We start from the raw sequence: 19,242 nt of genomic DNA, 5'->3' as shown, positions 1-19,242 counted from the left end.
AGTGAGAGTTGGGTCAACATGCCATTGAATGAAGTTCGCGAATTTAGCTTCGCACTCCTTTCCATCGTCATCGCCATCCTGACTGCCGGAATCCTTCTCGCACTGCGAACGAGCCGCAAAGCGAAAGCGTTCCCGCTTCCTCTCCGGATTTTAAGCGCCTTCCTCATCGGCCTTTCCGGTCTCATGCTGATGCATGTGCTCAATAAGCCGGAAGGCATTCCTCTCTTCCGGTTGAGCGAGTGGCTTCCTGCCTTTCTGGCCTATTGTCTGGTCATCTTCCTCTTCCTGCTTGCCGGCTTCCGCCTGAATGATTATCGGGAAGAGCGCAAGAGCCTCCGCCAGCTCGCTTATGTGGATAACATCACCGGCCTCTATAACAAGAACGGGTTGGACGACCTGCGGAACAAGCTCAAGGGTCGCGAGCGAATTGCGGTCCTTTTCCTGGACTTGAATCGGTTCAAGAGTGTAAACGATACGCTCGGTCATCATATTGGGGATCTGCTGCTTCAAGCGATCGGTATTCGTCTTGGCGAGTTTGCCGGCCGCCGGCGAATGATCTATCGCATCGGCGGAGATGAGTTCGTCATGGTAGCCCGCGGCTACACGCAGAGAGAAACCGAGGAACTGGCGGTCCGCATCCTGGAACGGATCACGGACGCCTATGTATTGGACAAACATACCCTCTCCATCTCGGGGAGCATCGGCATCAGCATAAACCGTTCCCATGAGAAGGTCGAATGGGATCGGCTGCTGAAGGAAGCCGATTCCGCGATGTACACCGCCAAGCAGCTCGGCTCCGGCCGGTACAGCGTCTTTCGCCGCATGAATGGATAAAGCAAAAAGGAATCAAGCCCGCCCTTTCTCACCGCAAGGTGAAGAAGGGCGGGCTTTTGTTTTCGTTAGGGGGCCTGTTCCGTTATCGGTTCAACAGACTGCCGACGTAGCGCAAAAGCTCGTTGGCGCAGGTCGGGCAATAACCGTGGCTGTCGATCAACCGCGCTGTCACTTCGTTGATGCGCTTCAACTGGCGTTCATCCGGTGTTTTCGTCGAGGTGGTGATCTTCACGACGTCCTTCAGATCGGCAAACAGCTTCTTTTCCACCGCTTCGCGAAGCCGCTCGTGAGAGCTGTAGTCGAACTTCTTGCCCTTCCGGGAGTAGGAGGACATGCGGATGAGGATCTCCTCGCGAAATGCCTTCTTCGCGTTCTCAGATACGCCGATCTGCTCCTCGATGGACCGCATCAGCCGTTCGTCCGGGTCCACCGACTCGCCGGTGAGCGGGTCCTTGATCTTGCCCCAGTTGCAGAATGCCTCGATGTTGTCGAGGTAATTCTCGAAGAGCGTCTTGGCCGATTCCTCGAAGGAATAGACGAATGCCTTTTGCACTTCCTTCTTGGCCAGGTCATCATATTCCTTGCGCGCCACCGAGATGAAGTTCAGGTAGCGCTCGCGCTCCTCCTTCGTGATCGAAGCGTGCTGGTCCAAGCCCTCCTTGATGGCGCGCAGGACGTCCAGGGCATTGATGCAGGCCGCATCAGGCTTGATGAGCGCGCTGGAGATTCGGTTGATCACGTAGCGAGGATCGACGCCCGACATTCCTTCGTCGAGAAACTCATTCTGCATCTCTTTCAAATCTGCTTCCTTGTAGCCTTCGATGGCTTCCCCGTCGTACATCCGCATCTTCTTGACGAGGTCCATTCCATGCTTCTTCGATTCCTTCAGTCGAGTCAAAATGGAGAACACCGCCGCGGTCCGAAGGGCGTGCGGAGCGATATGCACATGGTTCATTTCACTCTGATGAATGAGCTTGGCGTAGATTTTCTCCTCCTCGGACACCTTCAGGTTGTAAGGCACCGGGATGACGATCATCCGCGACTGCAAGGCTTCATTCTTCTTATTGGCGATGAACGCCCGGTATTCCGTCTCGTTCGTATGTGCGACGATCAGCTCATCAGCCGAGATGAGCGCGAATCGGCCAGCCTTGAAATTCCCCTCCTGCGTCAGCGAGAGCAGGTTCCAGAGAAACTTCTCGTCGCATTTCAGCATCTCCTGGAACTCCATCATGCCGCGATTCGCCTTGTTCAATTCCCCATCGAAGCGATAGGCGCGGGGATCTGATTCGGAGCCGTAATCCGTAATCGTGGAGAAGTCGATGCTCCCCGTCAGGTCCGCGATATCCTGAGATTTCGGGTCCGATGGACTGAAGGTGCCGATTCCGATCCGAGCGGTCTCGGAAATGACGACTCGCTCCACCGGAACATCTTCAATGCGATCCGCGAACTCTGTCTTCAGCCGAAGCTGGCAATAAGGGCAGAGGGTGCCTTCGATGCGAACATTCAGCTCCTTCTCTACATCGGGACGCAGCTCGAGCGGAATGAGGTGCAGAGGGTCCTCGTGCATCGGGCAGCCCTTGATCGCGTAGACCGCCCCTTCCTCCGTGCGAGAGAAGCGCTCCAATCCCCTCTTCAGCATCGTCACCAAGGTCGATTTGCCCCCGCTCACCGGTCCCATCAGGAGCAGGATGCGCTTGCGCACGTCGAGTCGCCGCGCTGCCGAATGAAAGTACTCTTCCACAAGGCGCTCCAGGGAGCGGTCCAGCCCAAAGATTTCATTCGCAAAAAAGGTATAGGTGGTGTGGCCGTTCACGGTTTCGATGCCTTCCGAAGCGATCATCCGGTAGACCCGGGCATGAGCAGTCATCGCGAGCTCCGGTTGTTCTCTCACCTTGTCGATGTATTCCGCAAACGTTCCAACCCATGTCAGCTTCTCACTTTCTTCCCGATGGCGAGCGATTCGTTCAAAGATGTCCATGGCAGCCTCCTTTCCCTCTCCGATAAAATGAACGTAATAATGTGTATGCGAAAGAGGGGGGGAAGTTGCCCAAAACCGAAAACAGAAGCCTTCCATCCCCGTGTCCCCACGAGGATGGAAGGCTTCTGAACGGTTATTTCACGGTTTGCACATGCGATTTCTCGCGTTTGTAGCCGGCGGCTTCCATCAAGCCGATCATGTAGCCGTTCCCGAACAGTCGGCCCATGATCTCGTAGCCCGGATAGTGATTGGGCTCCCCGGCCATCGTCGGCACATGGTCCGCGCGGACCGGTCCGTTGAAGCCTACCTCATAATAGGTCTTCATCGCTTCCAGCATATCCGTCTTGCCGTCATCATGGAAGGTCTCGTAGAAGTTGTCGGAGGTTCCCGCCACATCGCGGAAGTGAACGAAGAAGATTTTATCCTGCTTGCCAAACTGCCGAATGGCCGATGGAATATCCTCTCCCGCCGTTGCCAGCGTTCCTTGGCAGAAGGTAATGCCGCTGTAAGGGCTCGGCACCAGATCAATAGCGCGCTGCAGGCCTTCGGCACCGCGGATGATCCGCGAAATGCCGCGAAGCGGGGTGACGGGTGGATCGTCCGGGTGAAGCGCCAGCTTCACCTTGGCTTCCTCCGCAACGGGGACGATTCGTTCCAGGAAGTACTTCAAGTTGTCCCACATCTGCTCCTCGCTGACATGGCCGTACTCCGTTAACGGGAGCGCTTCCATCGCTTGCCGGCTGTAGCCCGAAACGAGCGCTCCTCCGCGTGTAGGCATGTTCATCGAGGTGCGGAACCAGCCGATCTCTGCCATGAAGTTGTAGCAGAGGACGGGGATGCCGAGTAGGCCCATGGAACGAATTAGCGTTTTGAAATACTCGATCTCTTCGTCCCGACCTGGCAAGCCGAGCTTGATTTTATTGGAGGGGGGCATGTTTTCGATGACCGTCACGCGCAAGCCTTCGTTCTCGTACATCTGCTTTACCTTCGAGAGATTCTCAACTCCCCAGGCAGGCCCTTCCATCAAGGAGGTAAGCGGGATAACGGCATCCGTGATCCCCATCTGTTTCGTCAGGTCCCAAAAATCGCACACATAATCGTGAAAGAAATACGCTTCGGCTACTTGCATCTCTCATCCATCCTCACTTCGCTAATCGGGCCTGGGTATCTTCGCCCTTCTTCATAATAACGTCAAATGCCTCATCCAGGGTCTTCTTTTTGAACATGACCTCGGTCATCGTATCGGAATAGGTCTTCACGAAATCGGCCCATCCCGGAGGAGCCGGAGCGAAGGGCATCGCCTTGTCCGCGGCCATGTTGTACATTTCAATCCCGAGAAGCTCTCCTTCCGACAGCTCCGACTTGATCGAGTCAAAGATGGTGCTGCTGATCGGAATGCCGCGGGTGGTCTTCAGGATCTTACCGGCTTCCGGATCCGACACGATCCATTTCAGGAATTTCGCAGCGGCTTCCTTGTGCTCCGAGTCTTTGCTGACGACCCAGTACATCGTCGACTGCGCCCAGCCGCCGCCGTTTGGCCCGACCGGATTGTTGACCACTTCCAACTTGCCCGGCATCATCTTCTCCAGGGCGCTGACTGCGCCAACTGCAACACCGCGCGTCATCGTCAAGCCAGACAGCAGCGGGTCGGCCTTCGGATCATTTTCCACTGTTGCTGCCGAAACGGCCGCCTTCGGGATGATATCCCGTGCACGGAAATCCTCATATTTCTTCTGGAAGGTGAACCAGAGGTCCTTGTCGATGTTCAGCTTCGTTCCGTCCTGGAACATCGGGCCTTTGCCGTATGCCATCTGGTAGTCTTGGTACCAATTCCAGACCGTTGTATAGTCGCCAATCGCGTATTTGCCAGCCGGCAGCTTCTGACGGCCTTCCTCTGCAAAGGCGAAGAACTCATCCCACGTCCAATCCTTCTTCGGCAAGGTCATCCCGGCGGCTTCCAGCTCCGGCTTGTTGTACACAAAGCCCGTTCCATTGTAGCTGAGGGGAACCCCATACAGCTTGCCGTCAATCTTGGATTTGTCGATGACCCCCTGATCGATGGTTCCGCCCAGGTCAATCGCCGTCAGGTCCTCAAGCAATCCCCGGCTGACATACTCTTGAATGTAGGCAGCATCCATTTGGAAAACATCGGGCATCGACTTGGATGCGGCCAAGGTCGGCAGCTTCTTCCAATAGCCGTCCCAGTCCGTATACTGCGGCGAGAAGGTGATGCCGGCGTTGTTTTTCGTGTAGAGATCGAGTGCTTGCGCCGTTGCATCATGGCGCTCCTGAGACCCCCACCACATGATGTTCAGTTTCGCCGTATCCGCCGTTCCTGCGGATCCGCTGCTCTTCGGGTCGGAGCTATTCGACGATTTAGCGCCTCCGCAAGCGGTTACGAGAAGCGACATGGTGATTACCGTGGACAGAATGGCAAGAGCCCCTTTTGGTTTTCTCATTCGTATCATCTCCCTGTGATGGTTACCCTTTCAATCCGGTTGTAGCGATCCCTTCGACAAAATATCGTTGGGCGAAGAGGAAGATCAGTGCAGACGGCATTACCGAGAGCAAAGACATGGCAAGCAGCTGTCCCCACTGAACGTCAAACTGGTCGATAAACATGCGCAGTGCCAGACCGACCGTGTATTTATCAATGCTGTTCAGGTAGAGCATCTGGGACATGAAATCATCCCAGCTCCAGATGAAGGTGAAGATCGCCACATTCACGAGTGCCGGTAGGATCAGCGGCAGGATAATGCGATAATACAGGCCGAAGGTAGACGTGCCGTCGATTTTGGCTGCTTCGTCCAGCTCCCTCGGAATCCCGCGAATGAACTGGCATACCAAGAAGACGAAGAAGGCGCCCCCTCCCAGAAAATGCGGCAGAACCAGCGGAACGTAGCTGTTCACGAATCCCAGGTTGTTGTACATGATGTACTGGGGAATCAAGGTGACCTGCCCGGGCAGCATCATCGTCATGAGCAGGACGGCGAACCAGAACTTGCTCAAGGCGAATTTGATCCGGGAAAAACCGAATGCGACGAGCGAGCTGCTGATCACAGCCCCGATCACATTCCAGGCTTCCATGAGCAGGGTGTTTCCGAAGAAGCGGGCGAACGTATATTCCTTGGAGAAGTTCCACCCTTTGACAAAGTTATCCCAGACCGGCTTCTTCGGCCAGATTGCGGCGGAGCTCATCTCGGAGGCATCCTTCAGCGATGCCCCCACCCACCAGAACACGGGGTATAGCATGACAATGGAGGCTGCGATCATGAGCAGATGAATCAGAACGGAACGAGAACGGGATCGAGAGAGTTCCATTACCTCGCCTCCGTTTCGTAGAACACCCAATACTTGGATGCGGCGAAGTTCAAGAGCGTGAAGAGCGCGATGATGACCAGCAGAATCCAGGCCAAAGCGGACGCGTAGCCCATCTGGAATTGACTGAATGCCTTTTCATATAGGAACAGCGCATAGGTGTACGTCTCGTTCGCGGGGCCGCCCTTCGTGATAATGAACGCAGAGGTAAACATTTGGAAGGAGCCGATGATGCCCAGAATCAGGTTGAAGAACAGAACCGGGGACAGCATGGGCAAGGTAATGCTGAAGAATTTGCGGAACACGCCTGCTCCGTCCACCGAGGAGGACTCATAGAGCTCCTTGGGAATCTGCTTCAGTCCGGCGAGGAAAATGACCATCGTCGAACCGAATTGCCAGACATTGAGCAGCACCAGGGTTCCAAGGGCCGTATCCGGGCTTGAGATCCAGCCGGTCCCCTCAATGCCGAAGATGGACAAAATCTTGTTGATGTAGCCGTCCATTCCGAACATGTTTCTCCACAGAACCGACACCGCGATGCTACCTCCGATCAACGAAGGGAAATAGAAGGCGGTGCGGTACAGGTTGATCCCGCGAATGCTTCGATTCAGCAGCATGGCGACCAGGAGGGAAAAGGCCAGCTTGAGCGGAACCGATGCAAAAACGAAGGTGAGGGTAACGGTTAACGATTTGTAGAAGAGCGGATCATGGACGATGTCCTTGTAATTGGCCGACCCGATCCATCTCGGTGCTTCAAGCAAGGAGTAATCGGTGAAGGAGAGATACAAGGATTGGAGGATCGGCCAGAGCGATAAGGCAAGAAAGCCGACCAGCCAGGGAGAAATGAATAGATAGCCTGTGAGATGGCGCCCTGCCTCTCTTTTGGCTTTTGTAGAAAGGATACTCATTTCAAGACTAACACCTCGATTCCGTTAGGGTTTTAGAAGACTGCTCCCACTATAGCACCGCCCTTTTTGCCTTAAAAGCAGAGGAATTTATTCTGGAGGGGGGAGCTTTTTAAGCATTTTGTAACCGATTTCATTCGAAACCTCGCCAAGGCATCGCTTCGCCTCTCGAGTGAAATAAGACGTAGAGAAATCTACAGGATTTCGAAAAAAAGAGCGTAACTTTCGCGGATGGTTCCCCGCAGGCATCCTGGTTATGATGAAAGGGACCAAATCGATAGGAGAGGTGAACTCATGTTTGATCGCAAAGAAGATATCTTGAAATGGACAGAAAAATGGAACGGAGAGCGCTTCGAGAACGGCAGACCGAAGGTATCCGATGATCTCTTGGATCGCGTAAAACGCATTACCCTGGAAGAGGCTTGGGGGCCGCTCTGGAATAACGGCTATCGCTTCCAATTTGAAGGCGGCTTTAAGATCGTGCACCCCAACGAGGTTATGGTTGGACGTGCCGTCACCGCCGTGATGGTGCCGACCCGGCCCGACCTGCACGAGACCTTGGTGGCAGTTGGCGCGTCCGAAGGGCGCAAAGGCTTTTACAACCAATGGGTGATCGACGTGCTCCAGGATCGCGACGTTGCCGTCGTCGATATGTTTGACAAGGTGCACCTTGGAACCTATGTGGGGGGCAACCTGTCGACGGCGATTGCCGCTCGGACAGGCAGCGGCGGAGCTGTGATCTGGGGTGGGATTCGCGACAACTCCCAAGTGGAGCAGATCGACGGCATCAATGTCTATTACCGCGGCTCGGACCCGACCGCCATCGCCGATGTCGTCATGACCGGCATGAACGTTCCTTGCCGCATCGGAGCCGCCGTCTGCCTGCCGGGGGATATTGTCTTCGGCACACCGAACGGCGTCATCTTCATTCCCCCTCACCTGGCAGAGCAAGCGGTAATCGAAGCGGAAAAATCGCAGGTGCGCGACATCTTCGGCTTCATCCGACTCCGCTCGGGCACGTATTCAACTGCTCAGATCGATTCACCCTGGACCGTCGAGATTTGGGATGATTTCATGGCCTGGTTCCAGCAAGAGGAGCAAGCTAAACTATACCGTCATCTGATCTGGGAGCATGAGCTGGAAGAAGCCCGCAACCGCGGCGACGAGGGATTGCCCCAAGTCCGAGCGTAGGCGGTTGGCAGAACGATTTCAGATGAGAACGACAACGAGCCTATCCTGCGCAAGCGCGGGATAGGCTTCTATTATTACAACGGGGGATTGGCTTCTTCTTATGCAAAAAGGAGCTTTCCCTAAAGCAAGCAAAACCTGCCTTGGGGAAAGCTCCTTGTTCTTCGAAGACCAGCCCTCGGCTGATCGATTGGCTCGAAGCGGGTCCAAACGTTCTGCTTCTTCCGGTCTCCAGCGTGACAGGCTTAGCCTAGCTGCCGACTGACCAATAGCGTGGAACGGCCCATCCGCTCCCGATATTCGCTCGGGGTCATGCCTACCTTTTGCTTGAACAGCTTGCTGAAATACCGAGGGTCCTGATACCCGACATCCTGAGAGATTTCGAAGTTTTTGGAGCCCGTCTCGGCAATGCGCCGCTTGGCCTCCTCCATGCGCAGATCGGTCAACGTGTCGATGAACGTTCTGCCGGTTCGGCTTTTGAACAGCATGCTCAAGTAATTCGGCGTCACATATACCTGAGCCGCAACCTGCTGCAGCGAGGTGTTGGCGACATCCTTTTTCATATGCTCGATGGACCGTTCAATGATATTGCCGTCCTCCTGCGGTTTGGCCAGGAGAGAAAGCTCGCGCAGTTGGTTGAGGATTCCATAGACTTTCTCTTCAAGCTCCGAGCGATACTCGGTTTTCGTGATGTCCAACAACGGCAGCGCATAGCGCTCCGACCCGCCTTTGGCTAGCGCTTGCTCCAAGGAAATGACCAGCCGAATGGTCATCAGGTAAACGAGGTCGATTTCGATCACACCCTGCTCATAAAGCCCTTCATAGAAGGAGTGAACCGCTGCTTTAAGTCCGTCGAGAGAGTTCTCCTCCATCTCGACCAAAATCTCATTTTGCGAGGAATGAGGGTACTCCACTTCGGCTTGGTAAGGCAAATGGTCGGCGGCATAATAGACCCCCGGGCCTTTGGAGAAGACCACGTGAGCCAAGCGAACCGCTTGCCTATACGATTCATGAACGAGAGAAAGATCCTTGCTGCGTTCCCCGATCGAGATGCTCAGCGTTAACGGAGCGTACCGAGAGGCTTCCCGTTGAATTCGCTCCCAATGCGGACTGTTGTTCGCGGGAAACAGGCAGATAAAGAGCCCCTCTTCGGCTTGAAGAAAAACAGAGCGACCTCCAAGCTGATGCTCCAGCTCTACATGAAGCTGCTCGCGAAGACTCTCCACTTCAGGCGGTTCCTCCCGGTTTGTCCGCGTATCCAGAATGGCAATGGCCGCGTTCGAACGACACTCCTCGGGAATGGATAATCGCTCCCGGTCGGTGATGGTTAGGTTTTTTCGGGCGGGCTTTCGAATGAGATCGCTTAGGAAACGTTGACTGATCACTCGTTGGATGGCCGTGCTGCATTCGCTAAGCAATTCGATATCCATAGGCTTCTCTTCCCTTTCCCTGGTTGAATCGCGTTTCGATATCGTTTATAAATCGAACAGCTTGTAGCTCTGCATGTGCTGAACAAACCGTTTTTCTGCCACTTCGGCGTCTCCTGCCTTCAACAGCTCCAGGAGACTGTAATGCTCCTCCACCATGAATTCGATCGTATCGACCTTGAGCGAAATGGCCATGAAGCGCTTCATCTTCAGCTTCATCCGGTTCCAAATGTCGAGCGCCATCTGATTGTCGGAGTGCTCGTAGAGATACCCGTGGAAGTCGAGATCCGCTTGGAGGATTAACATGATATCCTTCTGTTCCACCGCTTCTGCCATAAGGTTAACCGAGCGTGCCATCTGGTCGTAATCGTCCTTCGCCAGCCGGGGCAGCGCTTTGCGGATGGCATAGACTTCGAGCATCTCGCGAAGCTCGAAAATTTCGCGAATCTCCTTCGCGGAGATGTCGGAGACGACCGAGCCTTTATTGGGAGAGCTGATCACCAGCTCACTGTGACGAAGCCGCTCCAGCGCCTCGCGAACCGGCGCTTGGCTTACCTTAAAGCGATCCGCCAGCTCAAGGACGAGCAGCCGATCACCGGGTGTGTATACCCCGGTTACGATGTCCTTCTTGATCTGATCATAGATTTGCTGGCTGATCGAGGTCGATATCAACGAGCCGTTCGCTGCGTTCATCTTTCGGTTCACTCCTTCGATTATCGATTATCGATAATCGATAATCGGTGTTTTTATTGTAGCAGATGGGGACGCTTTCATCAACCGTCTTTCTGCTCTCTTTTTTGGCGAACAACCGTTCCATTTCTCTTCCCTATGCTATAATAGGCTCATTAAAACCGTGCCGGTTTGGTACTTACAGGGAGCTAAGGAACGTGCCGATCCATAGTGAAACGGAGTTATATGCTCCGGTGAAACGATTTTTTGAACGGCTCGGCTACGAGGTGAAGGCCGAGGTGATGAACTGCGATCTCGTCGCCATGAGGGGCGAAGAAGCGCCGGTTCTCGTTGAATTGAAAAAGACGTTCAATCTGCCGCTCGTCATCCAAGGGATCGAGCGGCTGCAGCGCTCGGACCGCGTATATCTTGCCGTTGAGCGCCCCGCCACGGGCAAAGCTCCTTACGGGCTAGGTTGGGGCGAGCTGGTTCGGCTGTGCCGGCGGCTCGGCCTCGGGCTGCTCACCGTACGCTTCTACAAGACGAAAGCCCCCGCCGTCGAAGCGCTCTGCGACCCGGAGCCGTTCTCGCACGCGCATTCTCGCCGCGCGGTGAAGACCGTCCGCCTCGTGCGCGAGTTCAAGGAGCGCAGCGGCGATTACAATGTAGGCGGCAGCACGAAGGTGAAGCTCGTGACCTCCTACCGCGAGAAGGCGCTCGCCTGCGCGCGCTGCCTGCACGAGCTGGGCGGCCGAGCCAGTACGCGCGAGGTGCGGCGGCTCACCGGCTATGAGAAGGCGGCCACGCTCATGCGGATCAATTACTACCGCTGGTTTGAGCATGTGGACAAGGGCCATTATGCGCTGACGCCCATCGGCCAAGAAGCTCTTTCCACCTACGCTCATGTGCTGGAGGGCCTGCCGCGTGCCTCGCAAGTGGCCGTTGCAGCTGAGAATGACCTTCTTTAGCCGAGGACAAGAGCGCCGTGATACCGGCTTCGCAAGCTGCGCCGTCTGAAACGGGCGACTCCGCAGCCCCCATTCCTCGGAAGCCCGCCGCTAAGCGAAAAAGCGGAGCAAAGAAGCCGACCAAGAAGGAAGAAACCGCATCTCGCTCCCGAAAAAAGTGACGACTGGCTGACGCTTCGCGAAGCCATGCATCACTTATATCAATCACGCGAAATTGGGTTCTCATTATCCATGGGTTGACATTCCCTAAAAGTCAGGTCTATAATGAGCAACAATATTCCATCGGCCAAGACCAAAGACAAGATCCCGTCGGCTAGCTGTCAGAGAGAGGTGTGCGTGGTGAAAGCACCTTCAGCGAATAGACGGGGTTACCCCTTTGCAGCCGCTGTGCGGAACCCGACTCGCCCACCAGGGTGATCGGCTTTATGCACAGCCGATTTATCCCCGTTACCGGATCGTCAATGAGGACTCCTCGCCCTTCAGGATCGCACCGCTTCTTTTGCGGACGATGGAGGGGAGTCGAATCAGGGTGGAACCACGAGCTGAACGCACTCGTCCCTTGGGATCGAGTGTTTTTTTGCGTTCAACTATCCCTGAGGAGGAATCGAATCATGAAAGACAGCCAAGCAAACGACAAGCTCAATCTTGAGGTAGCCCGTCACACGGCGGCGCATGTCCTGGCTCAGGCGGTGAAGCGCCTGTACGGGGAGCAAGAGGTTCGTCTGGGCATCGGACCGGTCATCGAAGACGGCTTCTACTACGACCTGGAGCTTCCCCGGACGCTGACGCCGAGCGATCTGGCGGACATTGATGCCCAGATGCGCCGCATCCGTCAGGAACAGCTGCCCATTGTGCGTGAATCGCTAAACCGGGAAGACGCACTTGCTCATTTCGCCAAGAAGGGTGAAGGCTACAAGGTGGAACTGATCCAGGATCTCCCCGAGTCCGAGTCGCTCACGCTCTACCGGCAGGGTGAGTTTGCCGATTTGTGCCGCGGCCCGCATCTGGCGTCCACGGGGGAGCTGCCCGAAGCCTTTCGCCTGACGAGCGTGGCCGGCGCCTATTGGCGCGGAGACAGCAGCCGACCGATGCTCCAGCGGATCTACGGCGTCTTGTTCGCATCGAACGAGGAGCTGGATGCCTACTTGAAGCAGCAGGAGGAAGCGCGCGAACGGGATCACCGCAAGCTCGGCCGTGAGCTTGGGCTGTTCATGTTCTCGGAGGAAGCGCCGGGCATGCCCTTCTACCTGCCCAAAGGCGCGGTGCTCCGCGGCCAACTGGAGCAGTTCTCCCGTGAGCTTCTGCGTGAAAATGGCTACGACGAGGTGCGGACGCCTTTTCTCATGAACCAGCGCATGTGGGAGCAATCCGGGCACTGGGATCATTACCGCGATAACATGTATTTCGCGGATGTCGATGATGCCCGCTTTGCCCTCAAGCCGATGAATTGCCCGGGACACATGCTGATCTACAAGAACGATCTGCATTCTTACCGCGAGCTTCCCCTCCGCATGGCGGAATTCGGACAGGTGCACCGGCACGAGCTGTCCGGGGCTTTGAACGGGATGATGCGCGTGCGCTCGTTCTGCCAGGACGACGCCCACCTCTTCGTCACGCCGGAGCAGATCGAGGAGGAGATCGGCAAAGTCATCGATTTGATCGACAAGATGTACCGTGTGTTTGGCTTCTCCTACTCGATGGAGCTGTCCACGAGGCCGGAAGATTCCATGGGAGCGCCGGAGCTATGGGACCAAGCCGAATCGGCTTTGGCAAACGTGCTGAACCATCGCGGCAGCGAATACCGCTTGAATGCCGGGGACGGCGCCTTCTATGGACCGAAGATCGATTTCCATATCCGCGACGCCATCGGACGAAGCTGGCAGTGCGCCACGATTCAGCTCGACTTCCAGATGCCGGAGAAATTCGATCTCCACTACATCGGGGAAGACGGCGCCAAGCATCGCCCCGTTGTCATTCACCGCGCCGTATTCGGCTCGATTGACCGCTTCATGGGCATTCTGATCGAGCACTACGCCGGCCAGTTCCCACTTTGGCTAGCGCCGGTTCAAGTCAAGCTGCTGCCGGTCGCCCAGAAGCATCTCTCCTATGCGCTGGAGGTCAAGCAGCGCCTGGCCCAGGCCGGCATCCGAGCGGAGGTCGATGGCCGCGACGAGAAGCTGGGCTATCGCATTCGCGAGGCCGGCGCTCAGAAGGTGCCCTATGTTCTCGTCTTGGGCGACCAGGAACAAGCTGCGGGCACGGCTGCCGTCCGCAAGCGCGGCGAGGGGGACCAAGGCGTTCACTCCGTGGAGCAGTTGGTGGAGGACTGGACGAAGGAGATCGCTGCAAGGATGTAATGTAGCCGCCATTCCCTCAACCGAATAAAGCCAACCGTTCCTAGAGCCCTCACTCATCGGCACGGGACCATAAAAGAAACAGCCCCCTCTTCCTACGAAGAGGGGGCTGCCGTGCAGAAAAGGCCATAACTCTCGGGCAAAAGCCGCCGCTACCGTCGAACCTGCCTAACCATAAGCGGCAGCACCAGTTGGGTGCAGGCGGTGACGAGCAGGATCAAGGTCAGCTTGTCGGTCGCGAGATCTGCGGCGAACACGATCAGCACGCTGATGGAGAGAATCCGCCCCAGGTTGAGGAAGGCTTCGCGGAAGACGACCGCTTCTACGCGAAGTTGCCCTTTCAGTGGAAGACGAGAGGTTACCCCAAAGTAGAAGGACGTCATCGTATTCCCTTGGAGGGGGCTGAAGAGCGCATTCATCACGAGGAAACCAAGGATAGAGGCAACCCCGTAGCCGATCTGAAGGATGGCCGCCCCGCCTGCTAAACCTATGCCGGCTACCCACAGGTAGGTGGTGCGCCGCTCCTCCCTCGCATAGCGGGAGATGAAGTAAGCAACGACGATGGAAACACCGGAGAACAGCACGCCCAGGTACCCGATGAAGTCTTCGCGGGCCAGCACTCGATAAAGCAGGATGTTCGGAAGAAACAGCATCGAGCCCTGAAAGAGGCCGAGCACCAGGTAGCCGCCGAGCCCAATCAGCCATTCCCGGTTCCGCAGCATGATGAGCGGCCCGAAGTGCAGGAAGTACCGCTTGCGCCGGGAGAGGATGGGCCGAATCTTCAAGCTTCCGACCGCGGCGAGCAGAAGCAGGACGAAGGTGCTGGCGAACACGATCAGGTAGCCGCTGAGCTGCCCGCTCCTTGCGATGACGAACCCGGCGATCGCAGGGCCGGCGAGTCCCGCTGCTGTGAAGAAAATGGTGTTGAACGCCAGGTAGCGGATCCGATTGGCCTCCGTGCATACATCATACATGAGAACCAGGTAGCCCACCCAATACAAGCCGCCGCCGATGCCGCCGAGAAGCGCAAACCAGGGATACAGCTCGACCACCCGCTCCTGCACCAGGAGCACCACGAGATAAAAGATGGCGATCCAGGCTATTCCGATCCGGTAGACGAAGAGCGGGTCCCGCTTCTTGGCCAGCCAGCCCCCGACAGCAAAGGCGAAGGGAGAAATCCCAAAGTTGATGATGTTATAGATTCCGTTAATGGTCAGGCTCTCAGTAAGGCGCCAGAGGTACAGATTTAAGAAGACCCCCGACATGGAAGCCCCGAACTGAAAAAGGAAATGAATGATGAGCGACAGCTTGGCGTCCTGAGACAGCCTTTTCTCGGGTGGAACGGCTGCTGGAGCGAAGCGGGATCGCAGCCGAAAACGTTCAGCTCTCATAGGTCTCCTTAACCAAAAGCGCCATCCTCTCGTTGAAGATGGCGCGTTTTTTTCATGCATAGGGTGGGTCGAATGGGGCTTACTTCAGTTGATTCATTTCACTAAAGCATTGGCTGCAGACAAAGCGGTCCTTGAATTCACTAACTCCCTCCATACCTGTGCAGAATACACATCTCGGACGATAGCGTTCCAGAAGAATTTGATCTCCTTGCACGAGAATTTCGATCGGGTCTCCCTCGTTCATTTGGTATCTCTTGCGCAGAGATTTCGGCAGTACAATGCGGCCCAGTTGGTCAACCTTTCTTACGATTCCAGCCGGTTTCATGATGAATCCCCTCACTCTTTCTTTAGTATGCTTTTTATGGACATCCGAAAACAAGAACCTCTGTGTCAAAGGTAGTGCATTGGCTATTGATGGCCAACCATCCTGTTCCGGTTCACCCCTGTGGGTTAGTGCAGACCGGGAAAGCCAGTCTGGCGAAGTCCTTCATAGAGGACGACGGCCACCGAGTTGGACAAGTTCAGCGAGCGGATATCCGGTCCCATGGGAAGCCGGATGCAGGTGTTCGGGTGTGCGGCAAGAATGTCAGGGTCCAGCCCCTTCGTTTCTTTTCCGAACACAAAAAAGTCTCCATCCCGGTATTCGAAATCGGTGTACGTCTGCTTCGCTTTGGTCGTCGCGCAAAAAAAACGCGCATCCGGGTACTGCTGCCTCACTTCATCAAACGAGTCATGATACGCCAGATGAAGCTTGTCCCAATAATCAAGCCCGGCTCTCTTCAGGACCTTATCGTCCGTCGAAAAGCCGAGCGGGCGGACCAAATGGAGCCAGGAGCCGGTTGCAGCGCAAGTGCGTGATATGTTTCCCGTATTTGCCGGGATCTCAGGTTCTACTAATACAATATGAAAAGCCATCCCAAGGTGCACCTCACATCTCTTCTATTCTATTATACATGAATCTCCCTCAGGTACAAATTTAACATTCCGTTTATTTATCGATAATCCGGCCTTGATTTACCAGAGCGATAATAGACAAAGAATGAAGCGGAGAGGAGCAAAGCATCCCCATGAGCAAACAAAAGATTCTAGTGGTAGACGATGAGCCGTCCATTTCGATGCTGCTTGAGTTCAACCTGAAGCAGGCCGGTTACGAGGTTCGGTCGGTGGCAGATGGCGAAGCGGTCTTCGAAGTGATGCCTGTCTTTCGTCCCGACTTGATCATCCTGGACTGGATGCTTCCAAAAGCCAACGGAATTCAGGTTTGCCGCCAGTTGCGTCAATCCGGCAACCAGGTCCCCGTTCTTTTCCTTACCGCCCTCACGGATGTTCAAGACCGGATCGCCGGCCTTGACAACGGGGCGGATGATTACATGACGAAGCCCTTCAGCCCGCCGGAGCTGGTCTCGCGCATCAAAGCCATTCTCCGCCGTACCGAAAAAAACCCCGACCGCATCCCCGAGGATGATCTGCTCGAGGCGGGCCCGCTCTGCATCAAAGTCGCAAACCGCGAGGTCACCCTGCACGGAGACCCGATCGATCTCACTCCGAAGGAATTCGATCTTCTCCATTTCCTCTGCCGTCATTCCGGCAAGGTGCTGACCCGCATTCAGCTGCTTCATGGCGTGTGGGATTATCACTTCCTTGGCGATACCCGAATCGTCGACGTGCATATCAGCCACCTGCGCGACAAGATCGAGAAAAACCCGCGCCAACCGGAATACATCACGACCGTGCGCAATGTCGGCTACAAGCTGCAGGGAACGCGCCGCTTTGTCCCCGGCAGTTGGACGCTCAAAGATTCGTCCATGTCCGCTCTTTCCTCGGAAGGGGAATAGGGCAAAGACTACATCACTCCTTAATGAACAATAAGAGACAGGATTTCTCACCCTTAAATTGAGAATCCTGCCTCTTTTCTTTTTTTTACAACGGAATAAACTTACCCAAAAAATTACAACAAACCTTCGGGTTACAACGTTTTCACCAGCTTGCTCGTTTTGGCAGGATATTTCGGCAAGCAACAATCCCGAAACAACCATGCCAAGTGATGAGGCTGATCAGTTGCCGAAAGTCTCCGTGCCTCCACTAGAGAAGGATGGGTCGGAATACTCCTTGGAATGGTTAACCACGCATGAAGCGGAAGATTATCGCCAAAAAGGAATCACCCGTATGGATTTGGAGAAGTTCATGCAATCTACAGGACTCCCCCAATCGAGTGAGGAATCCATCTATTTGTCCTCCGTGCTAGAAAAGCTTCAAGACTAAGCCCTCAAAAAAAGCCTCCGAATCCCGATTCTGGGACGGAGGCTTTTGATTTAATGGCAGGAGGTATACAGCGGATGAACAGGAGTTACCCGTTGCGCTGCTGGAAGTCCTTCAGGAAGTCCGCGAGCGCTTTACAAGCTTCGTACGGCACAGCGTTGTAAGTTGAGGCACGCAGATGGCCGACACTGCGATGGCCCTTCAAGCCGATGAACCCTTGGGAAGGGAACTCCTGAATGAACTTCTTCTCCAGCTCCTCGTCCTTCAGCTTCCAGGTTACGTTCATCGTGGATCGGCTGCCTTTCTCGGCAAGCCCTTCGTAGAAGCCGCCGCTGTTGTCAAACACGTCGTACAGCAGGTCGGTCTTCTCCTTGTTGAGCTTGGCTACCGCTTCAAGACCGCCCAGCTTCGTGAGCCACTTCAGCACGAGGTTGACGATGTAGACGGAGTAAGCAGGCGGCGTGTTGTAGAGCGAGTCATTCTTGGCATGAACACTGTAGCGAAGCATGGTCGGCAGCTTCTTGTTCGCCTTCTCAAGCAAGTCCTCGCGGATGATGACTACGGTAACGCCGGAAGGACCGAGGTTCTTCTGAGCTCCCGCATAAATCAGTCCGAACTTGGATACATCAAAGGGGTGGCTGAGAATGTCGCTCGACATGTCCGCGATGAGCGGAACCGAGCCCGTATCCGGATACTCCTGATACTGGGTTCCTGCAATCGTTTCGTTGGAGGTAATATGAAGATAAGCCGCATTCTCCGGAATCTGGATTTCGGAAAGCGCAGGGATGGACAAGGTGCCCGGCTTTGTCTCAGCCGCAATCGCCGTTTGGCCGATCAGCTCTGCTTCCTTGATCGCCTTCTCCGCCCAGCTTCCGGTGTGCACGTAAGCCCCGACCTTGCCTTCCGAAAGGAAGTTCAGCGGGATCATGGCAAACTGGGTGCTCGCTCCGCCTTGCAGGAAAAGCACCTTGTACCCCTCGGGAATGCCCAGCAGGTCCTTAAGAAGCTGCTGCGTCTCTGCATTCACCGCTTCGTATTCCTTGCTCCGGTGGGAAATCTCCATGAGAGACATCCCGATCCCACGGTAGTCCACCAATTCTTCCTGGGCCTGCTGAAGAACCTCCAGCGGTAGCGCCGCCGGACCGGCGTTGAAGTTGTACGCTCGCTTGCTCATTGTTCCACACCTTTCGCATAGTGGCCATCATATGGTCAGACTTTAACGCGTCAGTGGCCTGATTCTTCTTATTATAATGGAATCTCCCATCGCGTGGAAACAAAAAAATCTATCAAGGAGGTAAGTGTTGTGAATCCTTCTACAAACCCGGTTCCCCGTCTATTTGCCGCCCTGTCTCTGCCGGTCCCCATAAAGGAAGAGCTGGAATCACGCACCCGACTGCTGCAGCAAAAGCTCCCCTTTCGGAAGTGGACCCACCCTGAGGACATCCACGTCACCCTTTTCTTTCACGGCCCGGTATCTCCTCCGTTAGTGGACAAGGTCAAGGCCGAGTTAGCCGACGCATCACGCCTGTACACCCCGTTCGAGCTTGCCATGCAGGGCCTCGGTACCTTCGGTCCGCCTCATTCGCCTCGCATTCTCTATGCGGGGGTCCAGGGAGATGTCCGCTCGCTCTCTGACCTGGCTGGCGCCATCCATCGCCGAATGGGGGCACTCGGCTTCTCCGTGGAGGAGCGGCCCTACACCCCGCACATTACACTCGCCAAACGCTATGAAGGCGACGGTGATCCCAAAGCCATCCTCCAGCACGAAGCGGAGGAGGGTAGCTTTGCTTTACCGCTTCCTTGGCTTGTTGACTCCATCACCTTGTATCAAAGTCATCTGAATCGCTCTCCCATGTACGAGCCCATCGCTCGTTTTCCGTTAAATCACGAGTGAGAATCGGGTGGCCGATTCCGTCGTTTCCCGTTCGGTGAAACAGGCGTCCGTGAGCGA

Annotated in this window: 18 protein-coding genes; 7 read left to right on the top strand and 11 right to left on the bottom strand. The window is 55.4% G+C overall.

Features of this window, described 5'->3' with window-relative positions; all coding sequences use genetic code 11:
* Positions 1–18: 18 nt before the first annotated feature.
* Positions 19–834 carry a diguanylate cyclase domain-containing protein gene (locus AAFN83_RS00490; protein WP_347766358.1) on the top strand — a complete coding sequence of 272 codons (816 nt, stop codon included), beginning with the start codon at positions 19–21 and terminating at the stop codon, positions 832–834.
* 82 nt (positions 835–916) lie between these two features.
* On the opposite strand, the gene AAFN83_RS00485 is transcribed toward AAFN83_RS00490, so the two are convergent.
* From AAFN83_RS00485 to AAFN83_RS00465, 5 genes are all read right to left on the bottom strand, one after another.
* Positions 917–2,812 (bottom strand): PrkA family serine protein kinase, encoded by a 1,896-nt coding sequence (locus tag AAFN83_RS00485; protein WP_347766357.1) that lies wholly within the window; start codon positions 2,810–2,812, stop codon positions 917–919.
* A gap of 133 nt (positions 2,813–2,945) precedes the next feature.
* On the bottom strand, positions 2,946–3,941 hold the full coding sequence (locus AAFN83_RS00480; protein WP_347766356.1) for a mannonate dehydratase: 996 nt from the start codon (positions 3,939–3,941) through the stop codon (positions 2,946–2,948).
* Positions 3,942–3,954: 13 nt separating this feature from the next.
* Positions 3,955–5,271, bottom strand: coding sequence for an ABC transporter substrate-binding protein (locus tag AAFN83_RS00475; RefSeq protein WP_347766355.1), 1,317 nt, complete (start codon positions 5,269–5,271; stop codon positions 3,955–3,957).
* 22 nt (positions 5,272–5,293) lie between these two features.
* On the bottom strand, positions 5,294–6,133 hold the full coding sequence (locus AAFN83_RS00470) for a carbohydrate ABC transporter permease (RefSeq protein ID WP_347766354.1): 840 nt from the start codon (positions 6,131–6,133) through the stop codon (positions 5,294–5,296).
* Complete coding sequence (locus AAFN83_RS00465; RefSeq protein WP_347766353.1) at positions 6,133–7,038, bottom strand: carbohydrate ABC transporter permease; 906 nt, start codon at positions 7,036–7,038, stop codon at positions 6,133–6,135. Before AAFN83_RS00465 ends, AAFN83_RS00470 begins: the two co-directional genes overlap by 1 nt.
* Before the next feature lie 291 nt (positions 7,039–7,329).
* On the opposite strand from AAFN83_RS00465, the gene AAFN83_RS00460 reads away from it, so the two are divergent.
* Positions 7,330–8,226 carry an RraA family protein gene (locus tag AAFN83_RS00460; protein WP_347766352.1) on the top strand — a complete coding sequence of 299 codons (897 nt, stop codon included), beginning with the start codon at positions 7,330–7,332 and terminating at the stop codon, positions 8,224–8,226.
* A gap of 242 nt (positions 8,227–8,468) precedes the next feature.
* Here AAFN83_RS00460 and AAFN83_RS00455 read toward each other — a convergent pair whose 3' ends face one another.
* Both AAFN83_RS00455 and AAFN83_RS00450 read right to left on the bottom strand, forming a co-directional pair.
* Entirely contained in the window at positions 8,469–9,653 is a 1,185-nt protein-coding gene (locus AAFN83_RS00455) for a helix-turn-helix domain-containing protein (RefSeq protein ID WP_347766351.1), read from the bottom strand.
* 45 nt (positions 9,654–9,698) lie between these two features.
* Positions 9,699–10,343, bottom strand: coding sequence for a GntR family transcriptional regulator (locus AAFN83_RS00450; RefSeq protein WP_347766350.1), 645 nt, complete (start codon positions 10,341–10,343; stop codon positions 9,699–9,701).
* 230 nt (positions 10,344–10,573) lie between these two features.
* On the opposite strand from AAFN83_RS00450, the gene AAFN83_RS00445 reads away from it, so the two are divergent.
* Together AAFN83_RS00445 and thrS are read left to right on the top strand one after the other, a co-directional pair.
* A complete protein-coding gene (locus AAFN83_RS00445; RefSeq protein WP_347766349.1) occupies positions 10,574–11,287 on the top strand; it encodes a DUF2161 family putative PD-(D/E)XK-type phosphodiesterase in 714 nt (237 codons plus the stop codon).
* 611 nt (positions 11,288–11,898) lie between these two features.
* Positions 11,899–13,644 (top strand): threonine--tRNA ligase, encoded by a 1,746-nt coding sequence (thrS, locus tag AAFN83_RS00440; RefSeq protein ID WP_347766348.1) that lies wholly within the window; start codon positions 11,899–11,901, stop codon positions 13,642–13,644.
* A 149-nt stretch (positions 13,645–13,793) separates the two neighbouring features.
* Here thrS and AAFN83_RS00435 read toward each other — a convergent pair whose 3' ends face one another.
* The 3 genes from AAFN83_RS00435 to trmL all read right to left on the bottom strand — a co-directional run bounded on the left by AAFN83_RS00435 (position 13,794) and on the right by trmL (position 15,947).
* Entirely contained in the window at positions 13,794–15,032 is a 1,239-nt protein-coding gene (locus AAFN83_RS00435; RefSeq protein ID WP_347766347.1) for an MFS transporter, read from the bottom strand.
* Between the two features lie 79 nt (positions 15,033–15,111).
* Positions 15,112–15,357, bottom strand: a complete 246-nt coding sequence (locus AAFN83_RS00430) for an AbrB/MazE/SpoVT family DNA-binding domain-containing protein (protein WP_347766346.1) — start codon at positions 15,355–15,357, stop codon at positions 15,112–15,114.
* A gap of 125 nt (positions 15,358–15,482) precedes the next feature.
* On the bottom strand, positions 15,483–15,947 hold the full coding sequence (gene trmL, locus AAFN83_RS00425) for a tRNA (uridine(34)/cytosine(34)/5-carboxymethylaminomethyluridine(34)-2'-O)-methyltransferase TrmL (RefSeq protein WP_347766345.1): 465 nt from the start codon (positions 15,945–15,947) through the stop codon (positions 15,483–15,485).
* A 152-nt stretch (positions 15,948–16,099) separates the two neighbouring features.
* Between trmL and AAFN83_RS00420 the strand changes: the two genes are divergently transcribed.
* Positions 16,100–16,867, top strand: coding sequence for a response regulator (locus AAFN83_RS00420; protein ID WP_347766344.1), 768 nt, complete (start codon positions 16,100–16,102; stop codon positions 16,865–16,867).
* 58 nt (positions 16,868–16,925) lie between these two features.
* Complete coding sequence (locus tag AAFN83_RS00415) at positions 16,926–17,294, top strand: hypothetical protein (protein ID WP_347766343.1); 369 nt, start codon at positions 16,926–16,928, stop codon at positions 17,292–17,294.
* An 85-nt stretch (positions 17,295–17,379) separates the two neighbouring features.
* Here AAFN83_RS00415 and serC read toward each other — a convergent pair whose 3' ends face one another.
* The gene (serC, locus tag AAFN83_RS00410; RefSeq protein WP_347766342.1) at positions 17,380–18,465 is read right to left on the bottom strand and encodes a 3-phosphoserine/phosphohydroxythreonine transaminase; all 1,086 of its coding nucleotides are present in this window, start codon (positions 18,463–18,465) and stop codon (positions 17,380–17,382) included.
* A gap of 129 nt (positions 18,466–18,594) precedes the next feature.
* On the opposite strand from serC, the gene thpR reads away from it, so the two are divergent.
* Positions 18,595–19,185 carry an RNA 2',3'-cyclic phosphodiesterase gene (gene thpR, locus AAFN83_RS00405; protein WP_347766341.1) on the top strand — a complete coding sequence of 197 codons (591 nt, stop codon included), beginning with the start codon at positions 18,595–18,597 and terminating at the stop codon, positions 19,183–19,185.
* Positions 19,186–19,242: the final 57 nt, after the last annotated feature.

It is taken from the genome of Gorillibacterium sp. CAU 1737 (assembly GCF_039888655.1).
In the GTDB taxonomy this organism is placed as follows: Bacteria; Bacillota; Bacilli; order Paenibacillales; family NBRC-103111; genus Gorillibacterium.
Note: the sequence above shows the minus strand (reverse complement) of the source record. Positions and strands in the feature narration are given on the sequence as shown.

What these genes read in the sequence shown, in the direction of transcription:
- AAFN83_RS00490 (WP_347766358.1), top strand. Translation starts at nt 19, where the DNA reads ATGCCATTGAATGAAGTTCGCGAATTTAGCTTCGCACTCCTTTCCATC.
- AAFN83_RS00485 (WP_347766357.1), bottom strand. Translation starts at nt 2,812, where the DNA reads ATGGACATCTTTGAACGAATCGCTCGCCATCGGGAAGAAAGTGAGAAG.
- AAFN83_RS00480 (WP_347766356.1), bottom strand. Translation starts at nt 3,941, where the DNA reads ATGCAAGTAGCCGAAGCGTATTTCTTTCACGATTATGTGTGCGATTTT.
- AAFN83_RS00475 (WP_347766355.1), bottom strand. Translation starts at nt 5,271, where the DNA reads ATGAGAAAACCAAAAGGGGCTCTTGCCATTCTGTCCACGGTAATCACC.
- AAFN83_RS00470 (WP_347766354.1), bottom strand. Translation starts at nt 6,133, where the DNA reads ATGGAACTCTCTCGATCCCGTTCTCGTTCCGTTCTGATTCATCTGCTC.
- AAFN83_RS00465 (WP_347766353.1), bottom strand. Translation starts at nt 7,038, where the DNA reads ATGAGTATCCTTTCTACAAAAGCCAAAAGAGAGGCAGGGCGCCATCTC.
- AAFN83_RS00460 (WP_347766352.1), top strand. Translation starts at nt 7,330, where the DNA reads ATGTTTGATCGCAAAGAAGATATCTTGAAATGGACAGAAAAATGGAAC.
- AAFN83_RS00455 (WP_347766351.1), bottom strand. Translation starts at nt 9,653, where the DNA reads ATGGATATCGAATTGCTTAGCGAATGCAGCACGGCCATCCAACGAGTG.
- AAFN83_RS00450 (WP_347766350.1), bottom strand. Translation starts at nt 10,343, where the DNA reads ATGAACGCAGCGAACGGCTCGTTGATATCGACCTCGATCAGCCAGCAA.
- thrS (WP_347766348.1), top strand. Translation starts at nt 11,899, where the DNA reads ATGAAAGACAGCCAAGCAAACGACAAGCTCAATCTTGAGGTAGCCCGT.
- AAFN83_RS00435 (WP_347766347.1), bottom strand. Translation starts at nt 15,032, where the DNA reads ATGAGAGCTGAACGTTTTCGGCTGCGATCCCGCTTCGCTCCAGCAGCC.
- AAFN83_RS00430 (WP_347766346.1), bottom strand. Translation starts at nt 15,357, where the DNA reads ATGAAACCGGCTGGAATCGTAAGAAAGGTTGACCAACTGGGCCGCATT.
- trmL (WP_347766345.1), bottom strand. Translation starts at nt 15,947, where the DNA reads ATGGCTTTTCATATTGTATTAGTAGAACCTGAGATCCCGGCAAATACG.
- AAFN83_RS00420 (WP_347766344.1), top strand. Translation starts at nt 16,100, where the DNA reads ATGAGCAAACAAAAGATTCTAGTGGTAGACGATGAGCCGTCCATTTCG.
- serC (WP_347766342.1), bottom strand. Translation starts at nt 18,465, where the DNA reads ATGAGCAAGCGAGCGTACAACTTCAACGCCGGTCCGGCGGCGCTACCG.